11 protein-coding genes are annotated in these 12,009 nt (G+C 62.4%); 6 read left to right on the top strand and 5 right to left on the bottom strand.

Features of this window, described 5'->3' with window-relative positions; all coding sequences use genetic code 11:
- Window position 1: 1 nt before the first annotated feature.
- Entirely contained in the window at window positions 2-331 is a 330-nt protein-coding gene (locus BLT98_RS01490; RefSeq protein WP_070279608.1) for an immunity protein Imm33 domain-containing protein, read from the top strand.
- An 85-nt stretch (window positions 332-416) separates the two neighbouring features.
- Window positions 417-1,898 (top strand): serine hydrolase domain-containing protein, encoded by a 1,482-nt coding sequence (locus tag BLT98_RS01485; protein WP_139178958.1) that lies wholly within the window; start codon window positions 417-419, stop codon window positions 1,896-1,898.
- Here BLT98_RS01485 and BLT98_RS01480 read toward each other — a convergent pair.
- Window positions 1,895-2,479, bottom strand: a complete 585-nt coding sequence (locus BLT98_RS01480) for a type 1 glutamine amidotransferase family protein (RefSeq protein WP_092604942.1) — start codon at window positions 2,477-2,479, stop codon at window positions 1,895-1,897. The genes BLT98_RS01485 and BLT98_RS01480 overlap by 4 nt on opposite strands.
- 377 nt (window positions 2,480-2,856) lie before the next feature.
- On the bottom strand, window positions 2,857-3,630 hold the full coding sequence (locus tag BLT98_RS01475) for a ferredoxin--NADP reductase (RefSeq protein WP_034748152.1): 774 nt from the start codon (window positions 3,628-3,630) through the stop codon (window positions 2,857-2,859).
- Window positions 3,631-3,971: 341 nt separating this feature from the next.
- Between BLT98_RS01475 and BLT98_RS01470 the strand changes: the two genes are divergently transcribed.
- Window positions 3,972-5,510, top strand: a complete 1,539-nt coding sequence (locus tag BLT98_RS01470) for an OmpA family protein (protein ID WP_092604941.1) — start codon at window positions 3,972-3,974, stop codon at window positions 5,508-5,510.
- 239 nt (window positions 5,511-5,749) lie between these two features.
- Window positions 5,750-7,255, top strand: coding sequence for an anion permease (locus tag BLT98_RS01465; protein ID WP_092604940.1), 1,506 nt, complete (start codon window positions 5,750-5,752; stop codon window positions 7,253-7,255).
- A gap of 33 nt (window positions 7,256-7,288) precedes the next feature.
- Here the strand turns inward: BLT98_RS01465 and BLT98_RS01460 are convergent, their stop codons facing one another.
- Window positions 7,289-8,140 carry a DUF2306 domain-containing protein gene (locus tag BLT98_RS01460; protein ID WP_092604939.1) on the bottom strand — a complete coding sequence of 284 codons (852 nt, stop codon included), beginning with the start codon at window positions 8,138-8,140 and terminating at the stop codon, window positions 7,289-7,291.
- 137 nt (window positions 8,141-8,277) lie between these two features.
- Here BLT98_RS01460 and BLT98_RS01455 point away from each other — a divergent pair, with 137 nt between their 5' ends.
- Together BLT98_RS01455 and BLT98_RS01450 are read left to right on the top strand one after the other, a co-directional pair.
- Window positions 8,278-9,345, top strand: coding sequence for a sensor histidine kinase (locus tag BLT98_RS01455; protein WP_092604938.1), 1,068 nt, complete (start codon window positions 8,278-8,280; stop codon window positions 9,343-9,345).
- Window positions 9,342-10,112, top strand: coding sequence for a LytR/AlgR family response regulator transcription factor (locus BLT98_RS01450; RefSeq protein WP_092604937.1), 771 nt, complete (start codon window positions 9,342-9,344; stop codon window positions 10,110-10,112). The genes BLT98_RS01455 and BLT98_RS01450 overlap by 4 nt, the downstream gene beginning before the upstream one ends.
- Window position 10,113: 1 nt before the next feature.
- On the opposite strand, the gene BLT98_RS01445 is transcribed toward BLT98_RS01450, so the two are convergent.
- The gene (locus BLT98_RS01445; protein WP_092604936.1) at window positions 10,114-11,121 is read right to left on the bottom strand and encodes an NADP-dependent oxidoreductase; all 1,008 of its coding nucleotides are present in this window, start codon (window positions 11,119-11,121) and stop codon (window positions 10,114-10,116) included.
- A 32-nt stretch (window positions 11,122-11,153) separates the two neighbouring features.
- Window positions 11,154-11,963: an oxidoreductase gene (locus tag BLT98_RS01440; RefSeq protein ID WP_092604935.1), complete on the bottom strand. Its 810-nt coding sequence runs from the start codon at window positions 11,961-11,963 to the stop codon at window positions 11,154-11,156.
- Window positions 11,964-12,009 lie beyond the last annotated feature (46 nt).

Genomic DNA, 12,009 nt, shown 5'->3' with positions numbered 1-12,009 from the left:
CATGACTGAACTGATCAGCGAAACACAACGGCGCATCTGCGACAAATTCGGCTTGCCGGCCCAGGCGCCCGAGCCCATGGTGGCCCTGGCCATCGCCAGCCTGGCGCAGTCGCCCATCTACGGCACGCGCATCGCGCTGCCGGAAAACGGCACCATCAGCTGGTTCATCCATTGCGGTGAGCACGACGATGCCAGCGGCTTTTACCAACCCCTGCATGCGGAACACCTGCACGAACTGCTGCCGCAGGTGGTCGATTACCTGGCCTTGCCCAGCGGCGCCAAGTTCATTCTCGACCGGGAAGGGTATGAAGACGTGTGGCTGGAAGAGTAACTTTCTGAACGGCAAGATTGTCGTTGACGTTGATAAATAGGTATGGGATGCTGCGGTTCCGTTTTCTCCTGTCGAAAGCCACATCTTGAACCCACGCCTCCCGTCTGTCCTGCTCCTCATGGCGCTTGCCGCCGTCCCCGTTGGCGCCGTGGCTGCCACTGCTACTGCCACTGCCGTCAGCCAGCCGAAGGTGTCCAACGCGGAACAGGAAATTGCCGCCTTCGTGCGCAGCGAAATGCAGGAGCGCCAGATTCCGGGGCTGCAACTGGCCGTGATACAACGCGGCAAGGTCGTACTGGCGCGCAATTTCGGACTGTCCAGCCTGCAATACCAGGTGCCGGTGACGGACGCCAGCCTGTTTTCCATCAATTCGGCAACGAAAGCGTTTGCCGGCGTGGCCGTCATGCAGCTGGTGCAGCAGGGCAAGATCGACCTGGCCGCGCCTATCGGCCAGTATCTGACGGGCTTGCCTTCAGCCTGGCAAGCCGTGACGGTGACGCAATTGCTCAACCATACCTCGGGTTTGCCCGATGTGCTGGACCAGCGCAGCGGCAAACTGGTGGGGCCGCAGCCGGATGACGCCGATGCGGCGTGGACAGCCGTGCAGGCGCTGCCCGTGGAAGCCAAGCCTGGCGAGCGCTACCGCTACAACCAGACCAATTACGTGTTGCTGGCGCAATTGATCGAGAGGCAAGGGGGCCAGCCATTTACCGCCTTCGTCCAGCGCGGGCAGTTTGACGTGGCGGGCATGCCGCACAGCGGCTTTGGCGACGCGAAGGACGTGGTCGTCAACAAGGCCAGTTCCTACGTGCTGGACAGGGGTGGCAAGGGCTACCGCAACGTGATCGAAGACTTTCCCGTGTTCATGCGCGCCGGCGCCGGCATCAACAGCAATGCGGGCGAACTGGCGAACTGGCTCATCGCGCTGCAGTCGGGGCGCCTGCTGGCGTCCGCCAGCGTGGAACGGCTGTGGCAGCCGACCAGCTTGAATGACGGCAAGCCGGCGCCGTGGGCGCTGGGCTGGCCCACCATCGGACGCGATGGACACCGTGCCGTGGCCGGCATCGGCGGCGCCCGCTCAGCCTTTTATGTGTATCCGAACGATGGCCTGGCCGTCGTTATCCTGAGCAACCTGGCCGGCGCCCAGCCGGAACAGCTGATCGATACCGTCGCCGGCTTTTATCTTCCCGCCCTGCGCCAGCAGCGCGGCGGCGCGTATGCCGCGCACCTGCTGCGCAACAAAGCGGCCAGCGCTGGTTTCGATGGACTGGACAAGAAACTGGCGGCCATCCGGCGCCAGCATGGGCTCTCTGCGCCCACCGACGATGACTTGAATGCCTGGGGCTACCGTCTGCTGCGGCGGCAGCAGCCGAAACAGGCGGTGGCCGTCTTCCAGCTCGGCGTGCAACTGTACCCGCAAGGGGCAAATGGCCACGACAGCCTGGCCGAAGCATACGAGGCGGACGGCGCCAAGGCGCTGGCCATCACGCATTACCGCCGTTCGCTGGAACTGGATCCGGGCAACACGCACGCCGTGGCGCGCCTGCGCGTGCTGGATGCCAACTAGCGCACTGCCTGGTCTGCCTTGCCGTGCTCGGCGCCGTGCATGGCCAGGTAAGCCGCCAGGTTGTCGTCAGCTATGCCCAGGGCGCGCAAGACCTCGGCCGTAAAGCTGACGGGCGCCGTGCCGGGCGCCGTGATGACGCGCTGGTCGGCCACGGCCCACGGCACATCCTGGTACAGGGCGGCGCCCGCATAGCCGGTATCCTTCAGGTTGTCGGCGGAATTGGAGGTGTGGCGCACAGCGTCGAGCACGCCCGCCTGCGCCAGCACGCGCGTGCCGTCGCAAATGCCGGCCAGCACGATATTCCTGTCGCGGGCCGCGCGCAGCAAAGGGGAGAGGTCGGGCGCCTTGCCGCTTTGCCAGTGGCTGCCGCCACATACCATCAGCAAATCGAGTTCATCGAGCACAATATCTTCCAGCGCCAGTTGCGGCGTGACCAGCATGCCGCCGGATGAGGTGACGGGCAAGCCGCCGGGCGTGGCGAACTGCGTGTAAAAGCCGTAGTACAGGCGCGCCGTGGAATTGATCAGGGCGGTTTCCCAATCGGCAAAGTTCTCGGTCAGAATGGTGATGGCACGTGTCATGAAAAGTCCTGTCGCAGGTGGAGATATCGATAGTACAGGCTGGCTAGCCTGCTGGTGCCGAAAGCATAATGAAAAGCACTGACAATTTCTGTCAGGAGCGAGCGTGACTGATGCGCCGCCATCAGGGGGCGTGTTTATTTTGGCATGCGGCCGAATCCCAATGCGGTTTTACAGGCCACGTTTGCGACAGATCAAGCAAGGTCAAGACCGACCGTGCGGCCTCGCTGCTGTTCGTTTCCGGCCATGACAGGAAGCCTTTACGTCCTTGCGGCGCCTCATGAATGGATTGCGGTAGCCGCCGCCAATGAAAAGGCCCGGCGCCGCCGCAGGAAGCGGCGGGGCCGGGCCCCTGGGGTATTGTGGATGACTTTTGCGGATTACTTCTCGGCGAACGCGCGCTCGACAACGAAGTCGCCAGGCGTCGAGGTATTGCCTTCCTTGAAGCCACGCGCTTCCAGCATTTCCTTCAGGTCGCGCAGCATGTCCGAGCTGCCGCAGATCATCACGCGGTCTTCGGCAGGGTTCAGCGCCGGCACGCCCAGATCTTCGGCCAGCTTGCCGTTTTCGATCAGTTCGGTGATGCGGCCCATGTTGCGGAAGTCTTCGCGCGTCACGGTAGGGTAGTAGCGCAGCTTGTCGCTGACCATTTCGCCCAGGAACTCATGCTTCGGCAGATGCTCTTCCAGCAAGTCGTGGTAAGCCAATTCATCGACCTGGCGCACGCCGTGCACGAGGATCAGCTGGTCGAAGCGCTCGTAGATGTCCGGATCGCGCACGATGCTGAGGAAAGGCGCCAGGCCCGTGCCCGTCGACAGCATGTACAGGCGCTTGCCTGGCAGCAGGTAGTCGGACACCAAGGTGCCCGTCGGCTTGCGGCCGACGATGACCGTGTCGCCCACTTGCAAGTGCTGCAAGCGCGACGTCAATGGACCGCCCGGCACCTTGATGCTGAAAAATTCCAGGTGGTCTTCATAATTGGCGCTGGCGATACTATAGGCACGCAGTAACGGCTTGCCATCGACGCGCAGGCCGATCATGGTGAAATGGCCATTCGAGAAACGCAGCGACGGGTCGCGCGTGGTGGTAAAGGAGAACAGGGTATCCGTCCAGTGGTGCACGCTTAAAACGCGCTCTTCATTCATCGAACTCATAGTATTTGTTGGCTGGTCAAAAAAATGGTTAGTTGCTGGCAACTGCTGGCAAAAGTGAAACCCTGTGTAGGCCCAGACGCTATTGTACCGGCCTCCACACGAAATTGTTACCGTCTATCGCCGCCATTGCTGCCGCAAGCGGTGCCAACATTATAGTGCGGTTGGCAAGATTGAGCTGAAATACCCCTTGAAACAGGCGGGTGACAGGCAGAGTCTTGACCTGGCTCAGTTTTCTGGCGCCCAGGTGGAACTCCGCCGCTCATGCCAATCTTGCAAATTTATTGACTTCAGGAAAGATGGTTGCATTATAATATCTAAACGTCAATACACCGCCTAATATTATGACACTGGATGAAGAGAAGCAAATAGCCGAAATTAAAAAGCTCAGGATTGAACGCCTGAAAACCATGAGTGGTTTATGTGCCGGTCTGAGCTCTACTTTTGGCCTGGTTGCCGTCTTTATTTATTGTTTCTTCGTGATTGGTTTTTTCCCATCCGGGTTAAGTGTTGGCGATACATTATTCTTTATTTTTGTCATGCTGGCTTTTTCCTGTATCGGTGCCTTATCGGTCATCATGGGGTTCTTGCCTTTTGTTCCGTGGGCTACACAAAAAATACTCCCATCCGGGAAGTTAAAGAGTGCCGCATATCTGCTTGGTCTTTGGCTGCTTTCCCTGCTGCTGGTTATGGTTTTCTTTGAGGCTTTGAACAACGGCGCCGGATCCGCCAGTGGATGCCAATTTGTCGTGTTAAGTATCGTAGCGGTGGTTCTCATTGGCGTGTACTGGTACCTGGCTCGCAAATTGACGGAAGATGGCTGGTTCGCCGTCGCCTACGTTATGCCATTGATTGCTTCCACGTCCATGCTGGGATATATTGCCGCCCTAAACAAGCCTGACGCTGGCAGTGGAGTTTTCAACTTCCTGGCAATACCCTTGGTGTTGCTATTTTCAGGAATGTTTTTAAGTCTTGGCGTGGCGATGTTTTCCACATTCGTGCCGCTTCCGCCTCCAATTCCGCCCGTTCCACCCGTTCCACCCGGCCCCGCCACGGCCAGCCTCAGCGCCAGCTCCCGGAGCGCTTTTGCCAGTATTGCAGTGGGAATCCTGTTTGCCTATATTCCATTGCTGGCAGGCCAGCATAGTTTTAATTATGTGATGAGTGGCCTCGGGTTGCGCTCCGATGCCGTATTGATCGTCAATAAAACGAATTTCGCCACGATGCAAGCTGCGGCCGATGCCAAGGGGGTGTTGCTGCATAGTTGCAAAATGGATGGCGACAGCTTTTCGATCAGTAATGTCCGGGTTCTGTGGCATGGGGTTGGCCTGCGCAGCTATATCGAACTGAAAGGGACGGCTGCCGCCGATACAACAGATACGCGGATTGAGTTGGATAGCGCCGGCGTCAAGGTTTCAAGAGGGGGAAAAGAGACAGTTTGCCAGGAGCTGAAAAACGGGATCTATTTCAGCTCTGGAAAAGAGACGTTCGAAGAAGGGCAGTGGGCTATTTCAAAATCGTACGTTGATAAATTCATGCCGCAGGCAAAAAAAGGCGAAAAGAAAAAAGTAGTTATCGTGGGCTTTGCCGACCCGATGCCTCGCGAAAAAGAGGGTAATTTCGTTTTGGCGCACAAAAGAGCATGCACCGTGTTCCATCAACTGGTACGCGACAAATCGATCAGCGAGGCGGATGCATTGATTGACATACGCCTGGATCGCGACGGCATCAGCGGCTGCGGCGAGATGAAGGACTCGCTCAAGCAACGGGCATGTTTTGAGCAGGGCCGCCGTGTCGAACTTCAGGTTCTGACAGGCGTGGGGAAAGTTGCGCGTGCCGGTACTGCCGATGCGAAAACGGCTTGCGGCGCGCCAGCACATTGACGCCTGGCGAGAGGCGCTTTTGTTGCGCATGCCGCTCCCAGATCAACGATTTGAAAGTTAGTTGAAGCGGGCGGCGTGACGGGGCGGGGCCGCGTCAGCCTTGCGTGTATGATATTGCCGAACAGAATTGTTGGGCATCTGTCATCTTGCGGGCGCGCTTCTTGTGCCTACCGGCCCATGAATCTGCGTGCACGATTCCGACCGCGAGGATGCCTGACCCACAGCGAAAGGTAATAAAGATGTATAAAACAGTGCGCGACCTGTTCCTGCATTTCAAGGAAGCCGTCCCATTCCGCCTCGTCCCCGCCCTGATCTGCACAGCCTTGCTGTTGAGCATGCTATTGCTGCCGGCGCCCGATGGCTTGACGCCCAAAGCCTGGGGCCTGGTGGCGATTTTCCTCACCACCATCCTGGCGATCATTCTGAAGGTCATGCCGATCGGCGTGATGGCGATGATGGCCATCGTCATCGTTTCATTGTCGCAAGTGACGTCGACCTCATCCAAGGGCGCCATCACGGATGCGCTCAGCAGTTTCTCGAATCCATTGATCTGGCTGATCGTCGTGGCGATCCTGATTTCGCGCGGCCTGAAAAAGACGGGGTTGGGCAGCCGCATCGGCCTGCTGTTCATTTCCCTGCTGGGCAAGCGCACCATGGGCATCGGCTATGGCCTGGCGATCTGCGAACTGGTGCTGGCGCCATTTACGCCGAGTAACACGGCACGCGGCGGCGGCATCGTCCACCCCGTCATGAAATCGATCGCCAACGCCTTCGACTCGGACCCGGCCAAGGGCACGGAAAAGAAAGTCGGCACCTATCTGGCCCTCGTCAACTACCACGCCAATCCAATCACCTCGGCGATGTTCCTCACGGCCACGGCGCCGAACCCGCTGGTGGTCGACTTTGTGGCCAAGGCCAGCGGCCAGAGTTTTCACCTGACGTGGACCACCTGGGCCCTGTGCATGCTGCTGCCGGGCCTGGTCTGCCTGCTGGTCATGCCGCTGATTATTTATTGGCTGTCGCCGCCGGAACTGAAAGCCACGCCCGACGCCGTCACCTACGCCAAGGCGGAACTGAAAAGCATGGGCCCGCTGTCGCCGTCGGAAAAAGTCATGCTGGGTACCTTCGCCCTGTTGCTGCTGCTGTGGGCAAACGTGCCCGCCATGCTGTTCGGTCCCGCGTTTTCGCTCGATGCGACGGTGGTCGCCTTTGTCGGCCTGTTTGTACTGATCATTACCGGCACCATCGACTGGGACGACGTGCTGTCGGAAAAGAGCGCCTGGGACACTTTGGTGTGGTTCGGCGCGCTGGTCATGATGGCCGAGCAGCTGAACAAGACGGGCGTGATCGCCTGGTTTTCGGCCGGCATGAAGGCCGCCATCGTCGCCAGCGGCATGGACTGGCTGCCGATCGCCGCCGTCCTGGTGCTGGTGTTCGTCTTTTCGCACTACTTCTTTGCCAGCACGACGGCGCACATCAGCGCCATGCTGCTGGCTTTCCTGACGGTGGGCCTGCACCTGATTCCCGCCGAATACCACGTGCCTTTCATGCTGATGATGACGGCCGGCTCGGCCATCATGATGACCCTGACGCACTATGCGACGGGCACTTCGCCCATCATCTTCGGCAGCGGCTTCGTGACGATGGGCAACTGGTGGCGGGTCGGCTTCATCATGTGCGTGGTGGAACTGCTGATCTTTGCCATCGTCGGCACCACCTGGTGGAAGGTGCTTGGCTACTGGTAACAGGCGTTTGCCCGGCCGCATGCCGGGCGGCGCTCAGCCGTGCATGCGCGGCAGCCACATGCCCATCGCGGCCACGGCGATGCCCGCGCTCATCGCCATCGTCAGCAGTGCCAGCACGGCCGCCATGCCCAGGCGCAGCATCGCGTTGCCGCCGTCGCGGCAGCGCAGATAGGCTTCCAGCACGGCCAGCGGCAGCAGATACTGGGCAAAGGCGAGGAAGCTGAGGAATGGCCCCGTGAAGCTTGCAGGGTCGAAACCCGCCGGGCCGCCGTTGACTTCCAGCCAGCACATCAGTCCCACGCGGAAGAACCACACGCCGCTTACGGCCAGGAACAGCCGCAGCGCCCAGCGCCGGTGCGCCGCGAACTCGCGCTGCAACGCGTTCTTCAAAGCCAGGCCGGCGAAGACCAGCACCAGCACGGCATTGAGGCTGATGCCGAGGTGCTGTGTCGTATCGCCCACGGCGCCGCGCCACCACAGCATATACAGTCCGGACAAGGCAGCCAGCACGGCGCCGGCCAGGTAGACTCTGCCGTTCCAGCGGTGCAGGCGGGGCGCGTGGCGGCGCACGTGCGGCACCAGTTGCAGCGCGCCGCCCAGCATGAGGATGGCTGCCAGCAGCAGGTGCACGCCGGTGGCCACATTGCCCACGCCATCGCCGGGCACGTGGCCATGCGTCATGACGGCATTCCAGCCCGGCAAATCGCCGCGCACCGCGGCGCCGCCATACAGGGCGATGATGTAGGCGGCAAAGAACAGCTGGCCGGTGACGGTGGCGAGGAACCAGAAGCGGGCAGAGGCGGACAGGGCCGTGGCCGCCCATCGGTGCGATGACGCCAGGCGCGGCGAGGGCAGGGGGCTGGTGGTGGAACTGGCGGATGGCATCGGTATCTCCTGGCGGCATGAACGAAGCATCAAGATAGGCGGCTACCTGCCAGGCGGGCGCGAACGGGCGGCGACGGTGCGACGAACGGCGGTTTTCAGGGCTTGAACGGCGGCCGCTTCCCGCGTATGGTGACGCCATGATGCCTGCCCCTGTCACCGCCCGCCGTGCCCAAGCGTTCTTGCCGACCGCGCGGCAGGCGCTCGTCGTGACGGTCTTCACCTTGCTCCTGTCGTGGCTGCTGCATCTGCTCAGCGGTACGCCGTATCTTGGCGTGTTTGGCCGCATCGGCTTCATTGGCGCGGCGCTGCTGTTGGCGTACTCGGCGGCGGGAGCCTTGCGGCCGCGCTGGCTGTCGCTGGCGGCGGCGCGCCTGGGCGCCGTGGTGCTGATGGCGCCCGTGGCCGCCCTGGTCACGGCGCTGGCCACGCAGCGGGGCCAGTTCCTTGCCTACCTCGCGCAAACGCAAACCCTCGTCGGCCATTTCCTGATGGTCGTGCTGGCTGTCGTCTTCGGCGTGCTGTTTTCCCTGCTGGCCATGCGCAGCGAACGGCGCGAGCGCGAACGGGCCGACCGCCTGCAGGCCGAACTGCAGAAAAACACCCTGGAGCGCGAACTGCTGGACGCGCGCCTGCGCCTCCTGCAGGCGCAGATCGAACCGCATTTCCTGTTCAACACCCTGGCCAATGTGGAAGCACTGGTGGCGTCCGGCTCGCCCAATGCGGGACCCGTGCTGCGCCACCTGATCGCCTATCTGCGCGCCGCCATGCCGCGCCTGAACGATGAAGCCGCCACCCTGGAGCAGGAATTGCAGCTGGTGCGCGCCTATCTGGAACTGATGCGGGTGCGCATGCCGGACCGCCTGCAATTCGAGGTAGCCCACGTCGCGCAGGCAGCCGGCCTGCGCTTTCCGCCCATGGCGTTGCTGACCCTGGTGGAAAACGCCGTGCGCCACGGCATCGATCCCGCTATGGCGGGCGGACGCATCGCGGTGGGCGCAACGGTGGAGGGGGCCGGCGGCAAGAGCTGCGTCTGGGTCAGCGACACGGGCGTGGGCATGGCCGAGACGGCGCAGCCTGGCACCGGCCTGAACAATGTGCGCAGCCGCCTGCAAGCCGTGTATGGCGCCAGCGCCCGGCTGGAACTGCACGCGCTCGACCCGCATGGCGTGCGTGCCGAGCTGCATTTTTCTGGAGGACAGTCTTGAAAACCATTTCCGCGCTGATTGCCGACGACGAACCGCTGCTGCGCGAACGCCTGCGCAGCCACCTGGCCACCCTGTGGCCCGCCTTGTCCGTGATCGGCGATGCGCGCAACGGCGCCGAAGCGCTTGAATTGTTTGAGCTGCATCAACCCGACATTGTCTTTCTCGACATCCGCATGTCGGGATTGGACGGCATTGCCACGGCGCGCGCGCTGGCCCGCCGCGCGCAAATCGTGTTCGTCACGGCGTATGACCAGTACGCATTGCAGGCGTTCGAGCAGGGCGCCATCGATTACCTGGTGAAACCCGTCGATCCTGCCCGCCTGGCCGACACCGTGCAGCGTTTGCAACGCCAGTTGCCCGGCCCGTTGAGCGATGGCGGCGCGCTCGACGCCGTGCTGGACCGGCTGGCCAGCCGCCTGGGCCAGCGCGCCGCGCCGCCGGCCTGGCTGCAATGGATCAAGGCATCCGTGGGCAGCAGCGTGCGCCTGATTCCCGTCGAGCAAGTGCGTTATCTGCGGGCCGAAGAGAAATACACGCTGGTGGCGTGGGAAGAGGGTGAAGCCCTGATACGCACCAGCATCAAGGAACTGGGCGAACAGCTGGACCCGGCACGCTTCGTGCAAATACACCGCGCCGTCATCGTCAACCTGGCGTATGTCAGCCAGGTAACGCGGGGCGTGAATGAAACGGCGCAGCTGCATTTGCGCGGCAGCGAGGAAACCTTGCCCGTCAGCCGCAGCTATCTGCAGCATTTCCGGCAGATGTGACTCAAGGCGCGGGAAGTTGCACCACCACCTTGCCGCGCGCGCGTCCCTGCGCCAGGTAAGCCAGCGCCTGTTTCGCCTCATGGAAAGGAAACACCTGGTCGATGACGGGACGGATGCTTCCCCCTTCGATCAAGGCGGCGATCTGCGCCAGCTGGCCGCCGTCGGGACGCACGAAGTGGAAGGCATAGCTGGCGCCACGCCGTTTCGCCAGGCCGATAATCTTGCGGCTGAGCAAACCAAACACCAGTTTCAGCACCACGTTCATGCCACGCGCACGGGCGAAAGCGGCGTCCGGCGGGCCGATCAGCGAGACGACATGGCTGCTAGGCTTGACGATGCGCAAGGCCTTTTCCAGCCCGTCGCCGCGCACCGTGCCCAGCACGGCGTCATAATCGCGCAGCACGTCCTCGAACGGCTGTTTCTTGTAATCGACCACGTCATCGGCACCCAGGCCGCGCACCAGCTCCACGTTCGCCGTGCTGGTGGTCGTGCCCACGCGGGCGCCCAGGTGCCTGGCCAGCTGGATCGCAAACGTGCCGATGCCGCCGGAACCGGCCGGAATGAATACTTTCTGGCCCGGCTGGAGCTGCATGCGCTCATGCATGGCTTGCCACGCCGTCAAGCCCACCATGGGAATCGAGGCCGCCTGCACGAAATCGAGGTTGACAGGCTTGAGGGCGGCCGCCTGTTCGGGCACCACGGCAAATTCGGCCAGGCTGCCGTATGGCGTGTCGAAAATACTGGCATACACGGCGTCGCCCACCTTGAAGCGCGTGACGGCGCTGCCCACGGCCACGACCACGCCGGCCAGGTCGCTGCCCAGGGTGGCAGGCAAGCGCAGTTTCAATATCGGCTTGAAGTCGCCCTTGGGAATCAGATTGTCGATGGGGTTCAAGCCCACGGCGTGCACCTGCACCAGCAATTCGCCGGGACCGGGAATGGGGCGGGGCAGTTCGGCAAACGCCACGTGATCAAGGCCGCCGTATAGTTTGAGTTGCAATGCTTGCATGGTGTTCTCTCTGAAGGCTGAAAAGGGGGCGATCAAGCCAGGCGCAGGTCCTTGCGCAAGCCGGCGTCCATCAGGGCGGCGGGCATGAAACGGCGCATCAGGCGCAAGCGCGCCGCCAGCGGGCCGGCCGTGTAGCGCAGCTTGGGCTGGCGTGCCTGCGCCGCCGCCAATACCGTGTCGGCCACGACGCCAGGGTCATCGGCGCCGGCCATCAGCGCTTGCAGCCGGCGCGTGACGGCCATGCTGACTTGCCTGTAGGCGGACAGCGGCGCATCGGGCGCCAGCAGATTGGCTTCGAACGTGGTTTTCGTATAGGCCGGTTCGATGACGCTGGCGCGGATGCCCCAGCCCCGTACTTCATGGTCGAGCGATTCCGTGTAGCCCTCGATGGCGTGCTTGGTGGCGGAATACAGCGCGCCGTAAGGCATGGGCAGGAAGCCCACGACGGAACCGATATTGAGGATGCGCCCGCCGCCCTGGGCCCGCATGTGCGGCAGCACGGCCAGGGTCATGCGCAGCACGCCATAGAAATTCGTGTCGAAGATGGCTTGCGCCTGCGCCATGCTGCTTTCCTCGGCGCCCGCCGGGGCCACGCCGAAACCGGCGTTATTCACGAGCAGGTCGATGCGGCCTTCGCGCTGCATCACCTCGGCCACGGCGGCAGCGACAGACGCAGCGCTGGTGACGTCGAGCGCCAGCATCGCATGGCCGACTCCGGCCGTTTGTGCGCCGCGCCGGCTGGTGCCGTACACCGTGTAGCCCGCTTGCGCCAGGCGCTGGGCCGTGGCCGCGCCGATGCCGGACGAGGCGCCGGTAACCAGGGCAATCTTGTGGTTTTTCATGGCAGTTCCTTCAGTGATTGACAGCTTGGAATATGGAATATGACGA

It is taken from the genome of Janthinobacterium sp. YR213 (assembly GCF_900099875.1).
In the GTDB taxonomy this organism is placed as follows: Bacteria; Pseudomonadota; Gammaproteobacteria; order Burkholderiales; family Burkholderiaceae_D; genus Janthinobacterium; species Janthinobacterium lividum.
This window is presented reverse-complemented; position numbering and strand designations above follow the sequence as displayed.